Source organism: Streptomyces sp. R818 (assembly GCF_056172735.1).
This window is the reverse complement of record NZ_JAOCNE010000006.1, coordinates 83,051-98,194: the sequence shown is the minus strand read 5'-3', so window position 1 is coordinate 98,194 and position 15,144 is coordinate 83,051. Positions and strand designations below refer to the sequence as shown.

31 protein-coding genes are annotated in these 15,144 nt (G+C 71.9%); 2 read left to right on the top strand and 29 right to left on the bottom strand.

Annotated features, from left to right (window positions below):
- Positions 1–47 precede the first annotated feature (47 nt).
- The 9 genes from N5I75_RS16805 to N5I75_RS16765 all read right to left on the bottom strand — a co-directional run bounded on the left by N5I75_RS16805 (position 48) and on the right by N5I75_RS16765 (position 4,899).
- On the bottom strand, positions 48–296 hold the full coding sequence (locus N5I75_RS16805; protein ID WP_476678353.1) for a hypothetical protein: 249 nt from the start codon (positions 294–296) through the stop codon (positions 48–50).
- Positions 297–383: 87 nt separating this feature from the next.
- A complete protein-coding gene (locus N5I75_RS16800) occupies positions 384–1,040 on the bottom strand; it encodes a hypothetical protein (protein WP_476678352.1) in 657 nt (218 codons plus the stop codon).
- Entirely contained in the window at positions 1,040–1,435 is a 396-nt protein-coding gene (locus tag N5I75_RS16795) for a hypothetical protein (protein ID WP_476678350.1), read from the bottom strand. The genes N5I75_RS16800 and N5I75_RS16795 overlap by 1 nt, the downstream gene beginning before the upstream one ends.
- A 10-nt stretch (positions 1,436–1,445) precedes the next feature.
- On the bottom strand, positions 1,446–2,138 hold the full coding sequence (locus N5I75_RS16790) for a hypothetical protein (protein WP_476678348.1): 693 nt from the start codon (positions 2,136–2,138) through the stop codon (positions 1,446–1,448).
- On the bottom strand, positions 2,135–3,613 hold the full coding sequence (locus tag N5I75_RS16785) for a hypothetical protein (RefSeq protein WP_476678346.1): 1,479 nt from the start codon (positions 3,611–3,613) through the stop codon (positions 2,135–2,137). The genes N5I75_RS16790 and N5I75_RS16785 overlap by 4 nt, the downstream gene beginning before the upstream one ends.
- Before the next feature lie 84 nt (positions 3,614–3,697).
- A complete protein-coding gene (locus N5I75_RS16780; protein ID WP_476678344.1) occupies positions 3,698–3,865 on the bottom strand; it encodes a hypothetical protein in 168 nt (55 codons plus the stop codon).
- Positions 3,865–4,143: a hypothetical protein gene (locus N5I75_RS16775; protein ID WP_476678342.1), complete on the bottom strand. Its 279-nt coding sequence runs from the start codon at positions 4,141–4,143 to the stop codon at positions 3,865–3,867. The genes N5I75_RS16780 and N5I75_RS16775 overlap by 1 nt, the downstream gene beginning before the upstream one ends.
- A 115-nt stretch (positions 4,144–4,258) precedes the next feature.
- Positions 4,259–4,531: a hypothetical protein gene (locus N5I75_RS16770; RefSeq protein WP_394434534.1), complete on the bottom strand. Its 273-nt coding sequence runs from the start codon at positions 4,529–4,531 to the stop codon at positions 4,259–4,261.
- Complete coding sequence (locus N5I75_RS16765) at positions 4,528–4,899, bottom strand: hypothetical protein (protein ID WP_476678340.1); 372 nt, start codon at positions 4,897–4,899, stop codon at positions 4,528–4,530. The genes N5I75_RS16770 and N5I75_RS16765 overlap by 4 nt, the downstream gene beginning before the upstream one ends.
- 193 nt (positions 4,900–5,092) lie before the next feature.
- Here N5I75_RS16765 and N5I75_RS16760 point away from each other — a divergent pair, with 193 nt between their 5' ends.
- On the top strand, positions 5,093–5,368 hold the full coding sequence (locus N5I75_RS16760) for a hypothetical protein (RefSeq protein WP_476678338.1): 276 nt from the start codon (positions 5,093–5,095) through the stop codon (positions 5,366–5,368).
- A gap of 5 nt (positions 5,369–5,373) precedes the next feature.
- The gene (locus N5I75_RS16755) at positions 5,374–5,634 is read left to right on the top strand and encodes a hypothetical protein (protein ID WP_476678336.1); all 261 of its coding nucleotides are present in this window, start codon (positions 5,374–5,376) and stop codon (positions 5,632–5,634) included.
- Positions 5,635–5,860: 226 nt separating this feature from the next.
- On the opposite strand, the gene N5I75_RS16750 is transcribed toward N5I75_RS16755, so the two are convergent.
- The 20 genes from N5I75_RS16750 to N5I75_RS16655 all read right to left on the bottom strand — a co-directional run bounded on the left by N5I75_RS16750 (position 5,861) and on the right by N5I75_RS16655 (position 15,131).
- Entirely contained in the window at positions 5,861–6,385 is a 525-nt protein-coding gene (locus tag N5I75_RS16750; protein ID WP_476678334.1) for a DUF6221 family protein, read from the bottom strand.
- Positions 6,378–6,587, bottom strand: coding sequence for a hypothetical protein (locus tag N5I75_RS16745; RefSeq protein ID WP_476678332.1), 210 nt, complete (start codon positions 6,585–6,587; stop codon positions 6,378–6,380). The genes N5I75_RS16750 and N5I75_RS16745 overlap by 8 nt, the downstream gene beginning before the upstream one ends.
- On the bottom strand, positions 6,580–6,906 hold the full coding sequence (locus N5I75_RS16740) for a hypothetical protein (protein ID WP_476678330.1): 327 nt from the start codon (positions 6,904–6,906) through the stop codon (positions 6,580–6,582). Before N5I75_RS16740 ends, N5I75_RS16745 begins: the two co-directional genes overlap by 8 nt.
- Entirely contained in the window at positions 6,903–7,532 is a 630-nt protein-coding gene (locus N5I75_RS16735; RefSeq protein ID WP_476678328.1) for a hypothetical protein, read from the bottom strand. The genes N5I75_RS16740 and N5I75_RS16735 overlap by 4 nt, the downstream gene beginning before the upstream one ends.
- Entirely contained in the window at positions 7,529–7,861 is a 333-nt protein-coding gene (locus N5I75_RS16730) for a hypothetical protein (protein ID WP_476678326.1), read from the bottom strand. Before N5I75_RS16730 ends, N5I75_RS16735 begins: the two co-directional genes overlap by 4 nt.
- Before the next feature lie 61 nt (positions 7,862–7,922).
- The gene (locus N5I75_RS16725) at positions 7,923–8,195 is read right to left on the bottom strand and encodes a hypothetical protein (protein WP_476678325.1); all 273 of its coding nucleotides are present in this window, start codon (positions 8,193–8,195) and stop codon (positions 7,923–7,925) included.
- Position 8,196: 1 nt separating this feature from the next.
- The gene (locus N5I75_RS16720; RefSeq protein ID WP_476678323.1) at positions 8,197–8,619 is read right to left on the bottom strand and encodes a DUF2493 domain-containing protein; all 423 of its coding nucleotides are present in this window, start codon (positions 8,617–8,619) and stop codon (positions 8,197–8,199) included.
- Positions 8,616–8,807, bottom strand: a complete 192-nt coding sequence (locus N5I75_RS16715) for a hypothetical protein (RefSeq protein ID WP_476678321.1) — start codon at positions 8,805–8,807, stop codon at positions 8,616–8,618. The genes N5I75_RS16720 and N5I75_RS16715 overlap by 4 nt, the downstream gene beginning before the upstream one ends.
- Positions 8,804–8,971 (bottom strand): hypothetical protein, encoded by a 168-nt coding sequence (locus tag N5I75_RS16710; RefSeq protein ID WP_476678319.1) that lies wholly within the window; start codon positions 8,969–8,971, stop codon positions 8,804–8,806. Before N5I75_RS16710 ends, N5I75_RS16715 begins: the two co-directional genes overlap by 4 nt.
- Positions 8,968–9,414 carry a hypothetical protein gene (locus N5I75_RS16705; protein WP_476678318.1) on the bottom strand — a complete coding sequence of 149 codons (447 nt, stop codon included), beginning with the start codon at positions 9,412–9,414 and terminating at the stop codon, positions 8,968–8,970. Before N5I75_RS16705 ends, N5I75_RS16710 begins: the two co-directional genes overlap by 4 nt.
- Positions 9,407–9,850: a DUF4326 domain-containing protein gene (locus N5I75_RS16700; RefSeq protein ID WP_476678316.1), complete on the bottom strand. Its 444-nt coding sequence runs from the start codon at positions 9,848–9,850 to the stop codon at positions 9,407–9,409. The genes N5I75_RS16705 and N5I75_RS16700 overlap by 8 nt, the downstream gene beginning before the upstream one ends.
- 80 nt (positions 9,851–9,930) lie before the next feature.
- A complete protein-coding gene (locus N5I75_RS16695) occupies positions 9,931–10,365 on the bottom strand; it encodes a hypothetical protein (RefSeq protein WP_476678314.1) in 435 nt (144 codons plus the stop codon).
- Positions 10,366–10,399: 34 nt separating this feature from the next.
- Positions 10,400–11,194, bottom strand: a complete 795-nt coding sequence (locus tag N5I75_RS16690; RefSeq protein WP_476678312.1) for a hypothetical protein — start codon at positions 11,192–11,194, stop codon at positions 10,400–10,402.
- Between the two features lie 83 nt (positions 11,195–11,277).
- The gene (locus N5I75_RS16685) at positions 11,278–11,448 is read right to left on the bottom strand and encodes a hypothetical protein (RefSeq protein ID WP_476678311.1); all 171 of its coding nucleotides are present in this window, start codon (positions 11,446–11,448) and stop codon (positions 11,278–11,280) included.
- A gap of 148 nt (positions 11,449–11,596) precedes the next feature.
- Positions 11,597–13,168: an AAA family ATPase gene (locus N5I75_RS16680; RefSeq protein WP_476678309.1), complete on the bottom strand. Its 1,572-nt coding sequence runs from the start codon at positions 13,166–13,168 to the stop codon at positions 11,597–11,599.
- Between the two features lie 11 nt (positions 13,169–13,179).
- Positions 13,180–13,506 (bottom strand): hypothetical protein, encoded by a 327-nt coding sequence (locus N5I75_RS16675; RefSeq protein WP_476678307.1) that lies wholly within the window; start codon positions 13,504–13,506, stop codon positions 13,180–13,182.
- Complete coding sequence (locus tag N5I75_RS16670; protein ID WP_476678306.1) at positions 13,506–14,333, bottom strand: DUF2303 family protein; 828 nt, start codon at positions 14,331–14,333, stop codon at positions 13,506–13,508. The genes N5I75_RS16675 and N5I75_RS16670 overlap by 1 nt, the downstream gene beginning before the upstream one ends.
- Positions 14,334–14,335: 2 nt before the next feature.
- Complete coding sequence (locus tag N5I75_RS16665) at positions 14,336–14,710, bottom strand: hypothetical protein (RefSeq protein WP_476679579.1); 375 nt, start codon at positions 14,708–14,710, stop codon at positions 14,336–14,338.
- Positions 14,707–14,955 carry a hypothetical protein gene (locus tag N5I75_RS16660; protein ID WP_476679578.1) on the bottom strand — a complete coding sequence of 83 codons (249 nt, stop codon included), beginning with the start codon at positions 14,953–14,955 and terminating at the stop codon, positions 14,707–14,709. Before N5I75_RS16660 ends, N5I75_RS16665 begins: the two co-directional genes overlap by 4 nt.
- Positions 14,952–15,131 (bottom strand): hypothetical protein, encoded by a 180-nt coding sequence (locus tag N5I75_RS16655; RefSeq protein ID WP_476679577.1) that lies wholly within the window; start codon positions 15,129–15,131, stop codon positions 14,952–14,954. The genes N5I75_RS16660 and N5I75_RS16655 overlap by 4 nt, the downstream gene beginning before the upstream one ends.
- Between the last annotated feature and the right edge of the window lie 13 nt (positions 15,132–15,144).

Here is a 15,144-nt window from a genome sequence, read left to right as displayed (position 1 = left end):
GGCGGTCGGTCAGCTGCCAGGCGGGCGGCCGCCCCGGGGCCTGTGGGCTACTGCTTGATGCAGCCGTAGAGGATCAGCGCGAGCAGGACGAGCGCCGCGAGGCAGCTGCCGTCGGGGAGCCAGCCGTCGCCGCGGGCGTCCGCGTGGACGCGCTCGATGCCGTCGCCGTCGATGGGCCGGTGCCCGCCGTGCGCGGCGTCGCGGTGCGCCTGTTGGTCGTCCTCCGCTTCCGCTCGGGTGTCGCGTCTGGCGGGCGCCTCGGTACGGCACTGGACGCAGCGGTAGAGGTACGGCACAGGTGCTCCAGGGGTCGCTACTACGGGCCGCTACGGCTGTAGCGGCGGTTGCTACGTGGCTGGTCAGAGGCGTAGCTACGGCGGTAGCTACACGTCAGGGGTGGTGCTGGGCGAGGGGTCGGGAGAGGGGGCGCGAGCGGCCTTGAGGTCGTCTCTGTGGATCCCCTTGTTCACGCGCTCCTCGTGGTTCCGTACAGAGGGGCGAACGGTGATGCCGCGGGCCCCCAACTTGGCCACCACATCGGCCTTCGACGGGGGCTTCTGCCCCGCCTCTGCGGCCCCCTTTTCGAGGTGCTCCATGAGGGTCTTGAAGTGCACCCCGGAGGCGTCTCCGACGAGGTGCCACAGGAGACCGATCAGGGGGTCGACGGGAGGCTCCGCGGGGGCCTCGGCCTTGGCCTTCTTCGGGGGCCGCTGGCGGGCCTCGATCCGGCTGAGGACGCGGTCCAGGGTGGGCCTGGGGACGAAGGAGGCGACGCCGGACACGAGGCCGGTGATGAGGCCGGCCGCGATCCAGCCGCCGTAGAAGGCGCTGGCCCACAGTGCGGCGACGTGGATGCCGTAGGTCCAGCGGAGGCCGACGCGGGCGATGCACCAGCGTGCCCAGTCCCGGACCGCTCGGACCAGTCCTTGACCGACGGTCTCGGGGTCGGTCTCCTCCGCTTCCTGCTCTTCGACGTCCTCGGGCCCGGTCTCCTCGGCGGGCTCCGGCTCGGCCGCCTTCTTGCGCAGGTTGATGTGCATCACTGGAGTCCGTTCCGGGCGCTCTCGATGGCGTCGGCCAGGTAGGTCCAGTTCCCGCCCGCCCCTTGGGCGAGGTAGAAGAAGAGCAGTGCGACGATGCCGAGCTGCTTGGTGCTGAGCTTCTTGTAGAGGATGAAGATCGCCACGGTGAGCGTGAGCGCGGGCATAGTGACGCCCTTGATCAGGCCGCGCATGAAGTCGATGGCGGTCCCGGCCGCGTCGGGCACGACGTTGAACAGGCCCCCAGCCGCCTTGTAGGAGCTGGCCGCGAGCATGGCGACGAGCAACGTCGTCCACCAGCCGAGCGGCTTCAGCTTGCCGTCGCCCGGGATACCGAAGATGAGCAGGGCCGTCAGCGCCAGGGCGATGCCGGCGGGTCCGAGGTCTCCAAACACGGGGTGCCCTTCAGGCGTTGGGGGCGTACAGGAGCACGCCCGCGATGGCGGAGGCTGCGGGGACGGAGGCCATCCAGGCGACGGGCCACCACCAGGCACGCGAGCGGCGGTAGAGGAGCAGGCAGGCGAGGCCGATGACGAACCAGAAGATCGACTGCGCGTCGGCGGGGCCGTGCAGTGCGATCCAGGCCCATACGTCCTGGGCGAAGCCCACCCAGCCGAGGCTCCAGCCGAGTCCGGCCGCGGCGAGGTTGGCGGCGAGGCGGCGCAGGCGGGGCGGCACGCCGTCGATGGCGTCGACGAGTGCCTTGCGGGGGTCGACGGTCGCGGGATGCTGCTTGGCCTTCTTCTTGCCCTTGGTCTTCTTGCCCTTGCCCTGCGACCTGGCCTTCTCCTTGTCCTCAGCCTTGGCCGTGCCCCTGCCCTTGGTGCGCTTGCGGGGGGCCGGGCCAGGCTCGTCGTCCGGCTGCTCCTGCTTCGCGGCCGGGGCGGGCGCGTCCTCGATGGGCGAGGCGCCGCCCGGGCCGTAGACCCGGTTCCACCAGTCGTCGGGTGCCGGGGCGGGCCGGTAGCCGTCGGGCAGGTACGTCGGCTTGGGCGGGAGCGGCTTCTCCTCGACGACGGCCGGGCCGTCCACGCGCTGGCGGAGCCACGCCTGAAGGCGGCGCTCCTCGGCGTCGGGCCCGTGGCGGGTGTCGGTCATGGGGTGGGCCTCTCTGCGAGTGCGGCGCGCACCCGCGCGGCGCGCGCCTGGCCGATGCGGAGTTCGGCCTTGAGTACGCGGATCGAAACGGTCTGGCCGTTGTGGGTACGCCCGTACTCGGCGTCGAGTACGCGGGCACGGCCGAGGAGCGGGTCCGTACCCGGCGGTGTACTCGGGGCGGGTACAGGCTCTTCGTCGCGGTCCCGTACGGCGTCCTCGGCGGGCGGCTCGTCGGGCACGCGGGCGTGTACCTGGGTACGGGGCTGCTCGGCCGCGAGTACGGGTTCGCGTTGGCGTACCTCGGGGTGCAGTTCGGGCATGTCGGCGAGGTCGAGTTCGAGCGTCTCCGCAGGCGGCGGCTCGGGTACGTCGTCGAGTACGGGCTCAGGTACGGATGCGAGTTCGGGGTGCTCGGGCGCAATCGGCGTGAGCGTCTCGGGCAGGCCCCACTTCTCCGAGCGCAGGGCGAGTCCGGCCAGCGCTTCGGAGACGGGTACGCCGTACTCGGTGCACAGGGACGCGAGTCTGGCGGGCGCCGCGGTGGGGTGCGCGCGGTGCACGGAGAGGATCGCCTCGATCGGCTCCATGCGGCGGAGCTGCTCGCCGGTCACGCCGAGCGGGGTACGCGGGTACGCCTCGGGTACGGGCTGCTGTACCCACGGGGAGACGACGGGTACGGTCCGCAGCGCGTCGGCGCTGCGCCGCCCGGCGAGCTGCTGCATGAGGGTGTGGCGCTGCTCGCCGTTGGTCGCCGCGCCGGAGCGGGCGAGTGCGGCGGCGAGCCGGGCCTTGCCCCACGGGCTGAGCCAGCGGCGGGCGCCGAGGCGTACGGCGCGGGCGGTGGCCCGGTCCCGGGTGATCTGCTCCGCGGTACGGTCCCGCGTCGCGAGCCCCAGGTAGGACAGGAGCCGCTCGCGCAGCTCTCGGCCGATCATGGGGAGCAGCCCGGACGACAGGGCCGTCGGGCGGGCGACGCGGATCTCCAGACCCATGGCGAGGTGCCAGAGCAGCCCGGCCATGACGGGGCCGATGACGGCGCGGACGGTGCCGCCGACGAGCCCGGCCTCGGCGTAGCAGGGGATGACGAGGACGGCGGTGATGACCCACATGAGGGCGCCGGGCACGCCGGGCGTACCGGCCTCGTCGTCGGTGGTGGTCGCGCGCTTGTTGGCGCGGGCCATGATGCCGCAGGCCATGAGGGCGACCTCGGCGGCGGCGAAGAGCAGGAGGCGTTCGGATGGGTCGGCCATGTCGAGCCAGTGCTCGGCGAACCGCCACGAGGTGTCGCCGCTGTAGCCGGTGCACACGAGCGCGCCGGTGGCTGCGGCGAGGACGGCGGCGGGCGGGCGGATGGCCCGGAGCGCCTTCGTCGCGCGCCAGGTGGCCACGCCGACGATGACCGCGGCGGTGCTCGCGGTCGTGGCGGCCGGCCAGGGGTTGGCGACCGCCCACTGGGTGAGCTGGTCTGCGTTCACGGTGCTCCTCCGGGAGCGGAGAGGGCCGGGCCCCGGCAGCGGGGGCAGGGCGCGGGGCCCGGCCGGTCGGTGGTGGGGCGTGAGCTAGCCGAAGCGGCGGCGGTGCTGCTGCTCCCACTTCTCGGCTTTGCGGTCGGCGCGGCGGGCGCCGCTGGTCTTGGCCCGGCGGAAGCGGCCGGCGTCGCCGGTGACGCTGACTCCGGCGGCGGGGTAGTCGCGCGTCGTCTGCTCGCGGCGAGGGAAGAGGCGCATCAGGCGTCCCTCCTCGTCCACTTGACGACGGCGTCGCCGCGCTGAATGGTCACGGTCGCCGCGTCGTCCTCGGAGCGGACGTGGTAGCCGGACGCTCCGCTGGCCAGGGCGCGGAGGGCCTGTCCCGCCTCGATCTGGACGTGTCCGCCGCAGACGGGGTGGGGGTGGGGGTCCTCGCGCCAGGTGGTGCCGCCGTCGTCGCTGAGGACGGCGGTGTACTGCGCGTCCTCGTCGATGCCGGTGACGAGGGGGTGCTGCCAGGGGTCGAAGGCGTCCATCAGGCACCGCCCGTCCAGGTGAGGACGGCAAGGTCGAAGCCGGGGATGAAGTAGGCGTGGCACTTGCTGCACACCCACTTGTCGCCCTGCCAGCTCATGGGCTGTCCGCAGCAGGTCATCGGGGCTGCTCCCCTCCGGCGATCTCCCGCAGGCGGGTGGCGTACTCGGAGTGCGGGGCGCCGTCCGGGGTGGGCAGGAGGTCGAGCCAGTCGCTCGTGAGGCCGTACGCCCGGCCGTAGCCGCGGATGACGTAGATGGCGGCCGGCCGGTTGGGCTGGGTGTCGAGGCGGTCGGCCAGGCGGTGCAGGGCGGCGGCGACGCCTTGGGGGTGGGGGCGCGGCGGACGGACGGGGAGCGGCGGCTTGGTGCGCTCGTGTTCGGCGCTCATGCGATCAGCTCGGCGTTCGGGACGGCCTGCATGATCGGGAGGTCGAGGCCGCCGTTGTCGGCGTGCCAGTCGGTGACGACCTGCACGTTGCCGATGCCGGGCACGGGGATGGTGAGGGTGATCTCGGTGGCGGGCCACGTGGTCTGCCCGTTGCTGGTGGTGCGGGTGACGAGCTGGGTGGTGACGGTCCCGCCGGCGCGGACGTAGATGCGGTTGAGCTCGTGCTGGGTGTACGCGGTGATGAAGTGGAGGGTCTCGCCGAGGTGCTCGTCGGGCGTCCAGCCGGGGCGGAAGCCGAGGGCGCGGGCGACGAGGGCGCTCCTGCCGGAGGCTTCGCTGTTGGTCTTGAGGCCGATACCGTGGTCCACGGACCTGCTCCTTCTCGCGTCGGGGTGGGTCTGGCCCCGGCCATATGGAGGTGCGAACTCCGGCCGGGGCCGTACTTGTTGATCACGGTGGAGGGGGCCCTCCGAACCGTTGTGTAGGAAGCTACACGCCGTGTAGGGTCCTACACAAGACGGTTGGGACGATCCGCCTCCCGAGCCCCGGGAAGGAACGGACATGGACGACCGGGCAGAGGAGGTACAGCGCGTGCTGGACGCCATCGATGCGCTGACGGAGGGCGAGCCCCCCGAGGCCAGGGCGAAGAGATTGACGGACCTGCTGAAGTCCGTCGGGGAGAAGGTGCGCCGCGAGCGCCGCGACGCTGTGCTGGAGATGCAGGCGAACGGTATGTCGTACCGGCAGATCGCCGACGCGACGGGCGTGAACTTCAGCCGGATCCGGCAGATCATCGCCGATGACCCGGACAAGCCAGCCAAGGATGCGGAGGCGTAGCGGCCATGACAGCCCGCCCGCTGATCGCCGACCATTGGTTTCGCGAAGGGCCGGTGCGCCAGGACGGCTCCGACGGCTACTGGATCTGTGACCTTTGCGGCCAGCACCGAGGCGACCACCTGCAAGCCGAGGGCGACTGGCGGAAGCCGCTGCATGCGGTCGTCCCGATGCGGATCCGTCCGTCGCACTGCAAGGCGTGCGGCAGGCATCACCGGCACACGACGCACACGCCGTGGCTGTGGGAGCAGCTGAGCGCTGCCGAGTAGCCGCACGCGAACGAGCCCCCGACCCGTCAGGGCCGGGGGCTTCTTCGTGCCCGCCAGTTGTAACGCTCCGCAATCGCCTGGGCTTGGTAGCGCAGAGTTCGTTACGCCTAGGCGTAACAAACTCTGTCGTGCTTGCCCCTCGTCAGTCACGGTCCGTGATGCCCGGCTTCGTCGTGTCCGGAGTAGCACAAGCTGCGCCCCACGCCGGGCGCCCGCAAGCTGATGTCTACGGCCGCCAGTTGGGCCCGCGCAGCGCGGCCGGCACCTCCGACATCGGCGTGGATGCGGGCAGCGCACCCGTCAAGAAGTACCGGAGCGCCGCGTCCGCGAGCGACGTTCCTGCCGCGCGCTTGCGGTCCGGCAGCTCGGGCGGCACCGGCCGGTCGAGCCCGGCGAGGATCTCCGGTGTCAGGCCGTGCGCGTGGCCGAGGTCGAGCAGCTCGGGGCAGTCGTTCAGGTTGTCGGTCACAGGGTCGTCGCAGTCGCCGAAGGTTCCGCAGCCCTCGCACACCGTCGCGGACCAGGGGCTTCCGGCCTGTGCCGGGTCGACGCGATGCCGGGCGAGGACGCGGCGGTCGGCTTCGCAGCGGCGCAGCACGGCGGCCGGGTCGTGCGCACGGATGTGCTGCTCGGCCATCCGGTTGCCGATGTCTCCGCTCGCGAGCAGCGCGGGGATGTCGTCCCGCGCCTGACGGGCGAGCCGCTCGGTACGGTCGACCTGCTGTGTGATCCAGCCATGGAGATCAGGCACGGTGCTCCTTCCCGGCGGGCCCCGGTAGCGGTCGGGCGTAGAGGTCGAAGAGGTCGCCGGCCAGCCGCGAGATGTCGTACGGCTCCGGTCTGCGGGGCGGGCGCGGCCAGCCGTTGGGGCAGGACGGCGGCGGGACGGTGCGCCACCAGGGGGCGTGACGCCGGCCGCACACGCACGCCCACCAGTCGTGCAGGTCAGGCATCGGGTACCCCGCCTTGTAGCGGCGCGGCGTATACAGGCCATTCGGCCGGCGGCTCGACGGCGAGCGGCACGGTCCGCTGCTCCCGCAGGGTCTCGCCGTCGTGGAAGGGGTCAGCCCGGACGCGGCCCTTGTCGTCGCGGAGGTTGGCCACGTAGTGGATGACGCGGCCGTCGGTGGTGTCCTCGATCGTCAGGTCGGCGTCGATGGGCACGTCGTCGGGGTTGATCCCGTTGGCGCGCGCCCAATCCTGCACGGCGGGGACGCGGCCTTGGGCGATGTGCAGGTTCCACAGGGTGGCGTTCGAGATGAGACGGATCACGGCTGCTCCTTGATCGGGGTGTTGGTCTGCGTGTGTTCCTCTGCGGTGTGCCGGTCGCGGGCGCGCTCGGCGGACTGTCGGGAGGAGTGGTCGAGGGACAGCCAGCCGTCGCAGGTGTCGGTGCCCCAGCATCGGAAGCACCAGGCGTACTCGCCGCGGTCGGTGCGGTAGCGGTCGACGACGAGGGGGTTGTCCGGGTCGGCGGGTGTGGCGGACTCGGTCGCTTGGGTCGCTGCCGGGCCCTGCTCGACGCCGCGCGCCGCCAGCTCGGCCGTGTGCGCGGCGATCCCGGCGTACTTCTGCTCGGTGGTGTGACCGTCCCACCGTGCGCGCGGGTCGCCGTACTCGACGTGCTCGACGTCCTTGAGCAGGCCAGCGTCGCGCGGGCTGATGTGCCACGACGCCTGACGGCCGCCGATGTTGAGGTAGACGATCCACCATCCCGCCTCGTCGAGGTCGAGGGCCGGGGTGATGACGGCGCCGGGGGTGAGGGCGCCGAGGAGCGCGACGAGGTGTGCGCGCTCGCGGTACACGGCGTCGCGTTCGGTCTCGGCCTGCTCGGCTCGCGCGTACAGGTCGTCGAGTTGGTCGCTGGTCAGGTCGTCGATCTTGATGCGGTCGGTCATGAGGTGTGGCTCCTCGTGCGGGTCGGGCAGGTGGTGTCGTGCGCGCGGCCCCGGGAGACGAACCCGGCGGAGCAGCACGCGGTGTACAGGTCGGCGAGCGGGCCGCGCTGGAGGTGGACCTCGGCGGCGCGGCGCGCGGCCTCGTGCTCGGCGAGGACCGCCCGGTGTCGGGTCCACTCACAGGCCGCGCAGTGGGCGAGGGCGACGGCGAAGGGGGCGACGAGGGCGGCCCACAGCGGCGCGCTGGTGGTGGCGAGGTACGCGGCGGCGGCGCTGGTGAGGGCGGCGGCCGCGGTGAGGAGGAGGGCGGGGCGGAGGTGCGGTGTCATCGTGGGCCTTCCGGTCGGGCCGCCGCCCCGGGGAGGCAGGGGCGGCGGCGGTGCAGGCGCGTCAGTCGTCGACGAAGATCAGGGTTGCGATGCCGAGCCAGGTGAGGACGGCGGCGATCCCGCCGACGATGGCGGCCACTTGGCCGTCTGCGGTGAGGCCGAAGGTGACGCCTCCGGAGATGCCGCCGAGGGCGAGGCCGAGGAGGAAGAGGGGCATGTGCTGCTCCCGGGGGTGGGTGTGGTGGTGGAGGGTGCGCCCTGCCCACCGGATGGTGAGCAGGAGCGCGGAGGCGACCGGCCAGACGAGCAGCGCGACGCCGAGGGTGGAGGCCACGTCAGACGGTGATCCGGCGGACGGGGATGCCGGCCTGCTCGGCGAGCAGCGCGCAGCCGGTCGCGCCGTGCGAGGGGTGCGGGCCGGGCTTGCGGCACCGGGGGCTGGTGCACGGGCCGATGAACGCGAGGCAGGCGTCCGCTCCGAGCTGGACCATGTAGGCGTTGCGGCGGGGCCCGGCCCCGGGCCAGGGGCCGAAGTCCTGCGTCGGGTGGCCTTGAGCTGGGTGGCGTTCGATCGTGGCGCCGTACTTGCCCGCCCACTCGTCGGCGATGGCGTCGGCTCCGGTCGGGCAGTGTCCGTGCACGATGACGATCTCTTGACCGTGGCGAGTCGCTCGGACGGCGTCGCCGAGTTCGCGGCGGACGGTGTCGACATCGGTCCAGTCGCGGGAGCCGGTGACCAGTACGCGGTAGGTGTTCATGCGGCTTCCTCGTATTCGGTGGTGGGCTGGTCGGTGCGGCGGCGGGGCCATGTGCCGGTGATGAGGCTGGTGGTGATGGCGGCGATGCCGACGAGGAGGAGCGCGGTGGCGCCGGTGGTGGCGGCGACGGTGAGGATGGCGCGGCCGATGGCTGCGGGGAGGGCGGTGGCCAGGTCGTGGACGATCACTGCTGCTCCCCGCAGACGTGGTCGGCGGGGGCGAACGGCTGCTCGTCCTCGTCGTGCAGGACGAGCCCGTTCTCCTCGTCGTACCAGCCGTCGCCGGTGGCGCCGCAGACCCCGCACTCCCAGCGGCCAGCGAGGCTGATCCCGGTGAATCCGTCGGTGCTCACTGCGCGCTCCTGTCCTGCTGCTCCGGGGTGTGCTCGGCCTCGACGGCGTACGTGGTCGACTGGCGGACGAGCCGGTACTCCCGGCTGCGCTGCCGCATTCGCCCCCCAGCGGCATGGACGGTCTCGTCGAAGTCGCTGCGCGCTTCCTCGCGGTCCGGCCACGGGGCGCCGTACGGCCTCCATGGGCCGTCGTTCCAGCGGGTCTCGACGACCCACTGGATCTCGGCGGGGTGGGGCGGGTTGGCGAGTGCGAGGGCGTCGGCGGGGAGGACGTGGCGGCCGACGTACACGGCGACGGCGAGGGCCAACTCGTCGGCGAGCTGGTCGGTGCCGCCGGGGACGCCGAGCCGTACGGGCGTGGTGGCGATCTTGTCGGCGATGAGGGCGCGGAGTTGGCCGAGCTCGGCGAGGAGGTCGGTGTCGGTGCGCGGGGTGTCAGCCACGGTCGGCCTCCACGGTCTCGGGGTTGGCGATGGCGAGGAGCAGATCGGCGTGGCACGGCTCGTCGGGCGGGCACCAGCACATGAGGTCGCGGCCGGCCAGCTCGGTGCGCGCGGCCTCGACGAGCGACGGCCGGTCGGCGACCCACTGCCGGTACATCTCGACGGCCTGTTCGCGGGTGGCGTCCTGGACGAGGTGTGAGGTGGTCGTGCCGTCGGGGTGGCGGAAGCCGTGCCACTGGCCGGACGTCTTGCCGAGGCGGCCCTCACGCTCCCACTCGGAGCCGTCCAGGGCGGGCGTGCGGATCTGGGTGCAGGGGTTGCCCCATCGGCTGCCGCGGCCGACGTAGACGGCGCCGTCGGGGGCGCGCCATCCCTTGGTGCGGCGGCGTTGGATGCGGCGGGGGCGGGTGTCGAGGGCGATCTGTCGGCCGGTCATGGTCGTCTCCGGGCTGGTTGTGGTGGACTGGTCGGGCCGGCCGCCCCCGCACTTCGACTGCGGGGGCGGCCGGTGCTGCGTCAGAGGGCCTCGGCGATGGCCTGCGCGAGGCCGGTGACGAGGGCGTTCTTCATCTCGTCGGGCATGTCCGGCTCGAACGCGAAGTGGATGCGGGCGATCGGCGTGTGGTTGCCGTCGAGGGTGAGCTGGTGCGCGTCGGAGGGGACGAGGCCGTCGGCGCCGAGGTTGATGGCCCACTCGGACACGTCGGCGGCACCCTGGATCAGGTCGTGGATCTTCCTCTGTGCTTCGCCGAACTGCTCCCGGTCGAGGGCTTCACCCCACGTGGAGCCGGAGTCCTCGATGCCGTCGGGGTCGTTGTCGTCGGTCGAGTCGATGAAGGCGTCCTCCATCTGCTCGCCGACGCCCATGAAGTCGGGGTCGTCGGCGAGGACGCCGTGCTGGCGGGCGGCTTCGGTGCGGAGGTCGTCGTCGGTGTACGGGCGGTCGGGCATGGTGCTCCTTCGTGGTGTCAGGCGGGTTTGCTGGTCACTGGGTGCGCTCCGAGAGGTACTGCCGCAGCGCCTCGTTGCCCCGGCCGGTCTCGACGTCCCGCTTCGCGAGCTGCGTGAGGAGGTACTTCCGCTGCCCCTTCAGGCGGCGCACCTCCGCGAGCAGCGCGGGCACGTCCGTCCGGGCGTGGGCGATGAACTCGGCATCGGCGCGCCCGCCGTCCCCCTCGTCCGCGCGGCAGGTCTCGCCCACCCACGAAGCGAGATGAGGCACGTCCTCCGGGCTGCCCTGGTAGATCTCCGCACCGTCGGTGCACCACGGGCCTGCGGTGGCGGCGGCTTGTCGGGTGTCGATGTCGGCGAGCTGTTGCTCGGTGAGGGCCGTGGGCTGCTCGGCGGCCGGCCACGGAACCGACATCGCCACACGCCAGACGGCGGGGTCCTCCTCGCCGTCGTCGGAACGCACTTCGATGCCGTCGGCCGTGAGGACGTACACCCAGTCGGCCATGCCGGCGTCGGTGTCGGTCTGCGTGCACAGCTGCGCCGTCTCGTTGCGGTCGCCGTGGCAGTAGCAGACGGCGCCCTTGTAGCCGACGCTGCTGCGCCCGTTGACCCACCCGGTGTCGACGGCCGGGTCGGGCCCGAGCTGCGACCAACCGGCCGGGTGCTCGTCGATCAGGTAGCGGCTCATGGCGTCGAGGTCGCGGCCGAACGCGGCGTACAGCTGGTGGAGCAGCGGGATGCGGGTGTCGGGGTGGCCGTCGTTGTGGACGTACCGTCCGGCGAATCCGCTGTCGGTGGGGCGGGCGATCACTGATGGGTGGTTGGGCATCTGGGGCCTCCGTGGGTTGGCAGGGCGTTTTGGTGGTGTGGGCTGTGCGCGCGAGGTTCGGGCTAACCGGATGCGCGTGGGTGTCAGGCGGCGTCGTGGGGTGCGTCGCTCTGCTCGGGTGGGTGGCTGCCGGTGGCGGGGTCGCAGCCGAGGTGGGTGTCGTATCCGCGTTCGGCCCATGTGGGGTTGATGGGGCGGTGGCAGATGGTGCACGGGGGTCCTGCGGGGGTGGTGTTTTCCCCTGCCTCCCCCACACCTCCCCCCTCCCTAGAGGGGGAGCGGGGGGAGGGAGGTTTTGATGGGGCATCCCCCGACCTCCCCCCAAAGTTGGGGGGAGGTTTGACGTGGGGTTTTGCTGGAACTCCCCCGACCTCCCCCCAAGATCGTGGGGGAGTTCGGTGTTCAAGATCGCGGGGGAGGTTTGGGGGAGGTATTTGGGGGCGAATCGGACACCCCTGAGGGTGTGTTGTCCGAGTCGTCACCCCCTGTGACGGTATGGGCGCCGGGGATGTCATCCCCCGTCCCGTTTTGCACCTCGTCGAAGGAGTCCCGGCGCTTCCGCAGACGGACAGCCTCCTCGATCTTGTCCTTCCGCATCTGGATGCCGTACTCCGCGCACCACTTGTGCACGCGCGGGCTGCCCCACTTCAGCGGGACCTTCGCCTTGTCGAGGACACCGACCAGCCACTCCGGCGAGCCCTTCTCGACGACCGGAGGCCGCGCGTCGAGGGACTCCAGGACAACGGAGGTGACCGGCCGGCCGTCGGGCTTGAACTCCCCGTCGAGGTTGACGATCCTCAGGCCGAACTGGAGATCCTTGCCCTCCTCGTTGTCCTTCTGCTTGCCGACCTTCATCGTCACGACGATGTTGCGGGCGTCATCGCCCTTCTTCGAGACGTGCATCTCGGACTGGAGGGCGCCCTTCGCGGCGGACGCGCCACGGCCGTGCTCGCCCACGTGCCCGGTGTGGTGGATGAGGAGGACGCACGCCTCGGTGGCGCGGCGCAGGTCGTCCATCCGCTCGATGACGATGCCGAGTTCGGTGTTGGAGTTCTCCTCGACGCCGACGGACACGCGGGCCTGCGTGTCGATGACGATCAACTGGGGGCGCAGGCGGCGCATCGCCTCGATGAGGACGTCCCACTCGGGGCCGCGGGCCTGGACCGGGCGGGGCAGGAAGAGGACGTTGTCCATCTTCAGCCCGTAGTGCTTCTCCCAGGCGCGGACGCGCTGCCGGATACCGCGGGAGCCCTCGGCGACGAGGTAGACGACGGTGCCCTGCCGCACGTACTGGCCGTGCCACGGCTTGCCGGTGCCGACGTGCCCGGCGATGTCGATGGTGACGAAGGACTTCATGTGCCCGGACGGGCCGATGATGCGGGCCAGCGTGTCGAGGTGGAGGAGGTCGCCGACGATCGGCTCCAAGGCGGGCATGTGGTCGAGGGCGCTGGTGTCGAGGAGCTCGGCGAGGAGCGCGTCGGCGGGGTCGCCCGAGCGGCCGGCGGCGCGCTCCTTCTGCCGGGTGAGGTAGTCGTCGATGAAGGTGACCGCGCGGCCGGGCTCGGCGTCCGGGGCGGTGGCTTCCTGGACGATGCGGCGGCCTAGGTCGGCCTCGGCGCGGAGGTCGGCGTCGCGGCGGACGAGGGTGGCGTGGTACTCGGCGTCGAGGCGCCAGTCGCTGATCTGTACGAGGTAGGTGAGTCCGCCCGCGCGGGTGAGTTCCTGGCGTTTGTCCAGCTCCACGCGGAGGCTGAGCGGGGTGATCGGTGCGCCCTGGTCGTAGAGCTGGCCGATGGTGTCCCAGATCAGTTCGTGGGCGGGGAGTGCGAAGTCGGCGCCTCGGATGAGTTCGCGGACTGCCGGGATCTTCTTGGGGTTGTGCATGCAGTCGCCGAGGACGTACCGCTCGGCGTCGTACTTCTCTGGGCCGAGCGGGTCCGCCTCGTCGCGCTGCATGTGGCGGACGTTGCTCACGGGCGATCTCCTCAGAACAGGGTGTCGGGCGCTGTTGGTGCTGGCCGGACGGGTGGGGCCGTGCAGCGGTGTTCTGTGACGTGCGGGTGGGGGCAGTCGGGCGGGTGCCAGGGGTCGATCCAGCGGAGGTCGATGGCGCCGGTGTGTCCGGTGTGGGCGCACCAGATGAGCCGGTTGGGTTCGCGGGCCTTGGCCTGCTGCTCGGGGGTGAGCGGGGTGAGGTCCGCAGTGACGTTCAGTGCGGCCCGCTGTCCGACGAGCTGGCGGTGGATGGGGGCCCGGCACGCGGGGCAGCGCTTCGTGGGGGAAGTGGCGCCGCCCCGCGGCCGGGCGGTCATCAGGCCGGCGTCCCGTTCATGATGGGCTGCTCGATCTGCTCGCTGATCGCGGCGACCACGTCAGCGAAGGCAGTGCGGCGGATCTCGTCGGGCCGCTCCAGCTTGAAGCCGAGCTGAAGGCCCTCAGGCTTGATCCGGTAGCGGAGGCGGGCGCCGAGCTTGTAGCCCTCGCTGCCCTCGAAGGGGACCAGGCCGATCGTGAACGTCTCCGGGACGGCGAGCTGGCCCTTCTGCCCGGCCTTCGTGGTGCCGGTCTCGACGTACTGGAACTGGCGCTGCCCGCTGGTGAGCCGCTGCGCGGACTGGAAGTCGACCTTCGTGGTGGCCTGGAAGGACTGCGCGATCTCCAGCATCTCGGCGGCCGAGGGCTCCAGGAGTTCGGGGAGGTGGTCCTCCAGGAACTCGGCGAAGGTCTCCTGGTCCATCAGCTTGCCGTCGCGGGCCGTCCACTGCTTCCACGTCTCGGTCTCGCGGAGGGCGAGGTGGAGGCGGTGGCCGGACCAGCGGGCGGTGTCGGCGGTGTGGGCGTCGAGGACGGCGGTGATGGTGAGGCGTTCGGCGTCGGCGTAGACCTCGGTGTCGGGGTCGGCGTGCTTGCCGAAGTAGGCGTGGAAGGCGGCGGCGTCGCGGACGGTGGTGGTGCCCGCCTTCCGGGCCGGGGTGCCGGTGTGCTCGGGGCCGGTGAGGTCGACCTTCTGCACGCCGCCCGGGGTGAGGAAGGCGTAGAACTTGCCGGGCTCCAGCGTGGCGGGCTCGGCGGAGCGGAGGGCGATCTCGGCGATCGTCTGCGCTTCGTTGGTGGTGGAGGAGAGTTCGGTGTACGGCATGGTCAGGCGTCCTTGAAGGTCGGGTTGGTCGGGGCGGGGCGGAACTCGATGGCCATCTGGCGGGGGTCCTCGCGGACGGGCAGGCCCTCGTCGTCGAGGAAGTACAGGGACTTGACCGGGGTCGGCTTCGGGGCCTTGACGGCGGACTCGACGCCGATGGGGAGGGGCGCGGACTCGACACCGTTGGCGGGCGGCTCGACGACGATGGTGATCGTCATGGAGCCCTTCTTGCCGTGGGCGCGGACGGCGTCGAGGAGGGTGTGGAACTCGCCGGACAGCTCCTCCTCGGTGCGGCCGTTGAGGTGGCTGGCGATGAACGCGGCGACGGGCGCCTTCTCGGTGATCTCGCCGGTGTTGGTGTCGACGTGGTCGGTCATGCGGCGTGTGCTCCTTGCTGGGTTGCGGTGGTGGTGGCCGGGCGGCAGTGCGCCCGGTGGTCTGTGCGGATGTCGCGGACGAACTCGCGGACGGGGACGGCGCCGAACACGGGGCCTTCGACGGTCATGCAGCGGCCGCACTCGTACTTGGCGCGGGGCGGCCGGCTGTATCGGATGCGGCCGGTGTCCTTGTCCTCGTAGCCCTGGCCGCAGTCGACGGTGAGGACGCTCTCGACGGTCCTCATGCGGCCTGCCGGGAGGTGTTGACCGGCGTGGGTTCCTCGGCCGCGGCCCGGCGGCGGTCGTAGAGGCGGCGGCGTTGGCTGCCAGTGAGGCCGCCGCGGATCCCGTGACGACGCTCCTTGACCCAGGCCCCTTCCTCGGCCAGTGCGGCTTCGAGGCACTCGCGGACCACGGGCATCCGGCGCAGATGG

Excerpts from the sequence above, each read along its gene's own strand:
- N5I75_RS16800 (WP_476678352.1), bottom strand. The coding sequence starts at position 1,040 with ATGCACATCAACCTGCGCAAGAAGGCGGCCGAGCCGGAGCCCGCCGAG.
- N5I75_RS16790 (WP_476678348.1), bottom strand. The coding sequence starts at position 2,138 with ATGACCGACACCCGCCACGGGCCCGACGCCGAGGAGCGCCGCCTTCAG.
- N5I75_RS16780 (WP_476678344.1), bottom strand. The coding sequence starts at position 3,865 with ATGCGCCTCTTCCCTCGCCGCGAGCAGACGACGCGCGACTACCCCGCC.
- N5I75_RS16775 (WP_476678342.1), bottom strand. The coding sequence starts at position 4,143 with ATGGACGCCTTCGACCCCTGGCAGCACCCCCTCGTCACCGGCATCGAC.
- N5I75_RS16770 (WP_394434534.1), bottom strand. The coding sequence starts at position 4,531 with ATGAGCGCCGAACACGAGCGCACCAAGCCGCCGCTCCCCGTCCGTCCG.
- N5I75_RS16760 (WP_476678338.1), top strand. The coding sequence starts at position 5,093 with ATGGACGACCGGGCAGAGGAGGTACAGCGCGTGCTGGACGCCATCGAT.
- N5I75_RS16755 (WP_476678336.1), top strand. The coding sequence starts at position 5,374 with ATGACAGCCCGCCCGCTGATCGCCGACCATTGGTTTCGCGAAGGGCCG.
- N5I75_RS16745 (WP_476678332.1), bottom strand. The coding sequence starts at position 6,587 with ATGCCTGACCTGCACGACTGGTGGGCGTGCGTGTGCGGCCGGCGTCAC.
- N5I75_RS16735 (WP_476678328.1), bottom strand. The coding sequence starts at position 7,532 with ATGACCGACCGCATCAAGATCGACGACCTGACCAGCGACCAACTCGAC.
- N5I75_RS16730 (WP_476678326.1), bottom strand. The coding sequence starts at position 7,861 with ATGACACCGCACCTCCGCCCCGCCCTCCTCCTCACCGCGGCCGCCGCC.
- N5I75_RS16720 (WP_476678323.1), bottom strand. The coding sequence starts at position 8,619 with ATGAACACCTACCGCGTACTGGTCACCGGCTCCCGCGACTGGACCGAT.
- N5I75_RS16700 (WP_476678316.1), bottom strand. The coding sequence starts at position 9,850 with ATGACCGGCCGACAGATCGCCCTCGACACCCGCCCCCGCCGCATCCAA.
- N5I75_RS16695 (WP_476678314.1), bottom strand. The coding sequence starts at position 10,365 with ATGCCCGACCGCCCGTACACCGACGACGACCTCCGCACCGAAGCCGCC.
- N5I75_RS16690 (WP_476678312.1), bottom strand. The coding sequence starts at position 11,194 with ATGCCCAACCACCCATCAGTGATCGCCCGCCCCACCGACAGCGGATTC.
- N5I75_RS16675 (WP_476678307.1), bottom strand. The coding sequence starts at position 13,506 with ATGACCGCCCGGCCGCGGGGCGGCGCCACTTCCCCCACGAAGCGCTGC.
- N5I75_RS16670 (WP_476678306.1), bottom strand. The coding sequence starts at position 14,333 with ATGCCGTACACCGAACTCTCCTCCACCACCAACGAAGCGCAGACGATC.
- N5I75_RS16665 (WP_476679579.1), bottom strand. The coding sequence starts at position 14,710 with ATGACCGACCACGTCGACACCAACACCGGCGAGATCACCGAGAAGGCG.
- N5I75_RS16660 (WP_476679578.1), bottom strand. The coding sequence starts at position 14,955 with ATGAGGACCGTCGAGAGCGTCCTCACCGTCGACTGCGGCCAGGGCTAC.
- N5I75_RS16655 (WP_476679577.1), bottom strand. The coding sequence starts at position 15,131 with ATGCCCGTGGTCCGCGAGTGCCTCGAAGCCGCACTGGCCGAGGAAGGG.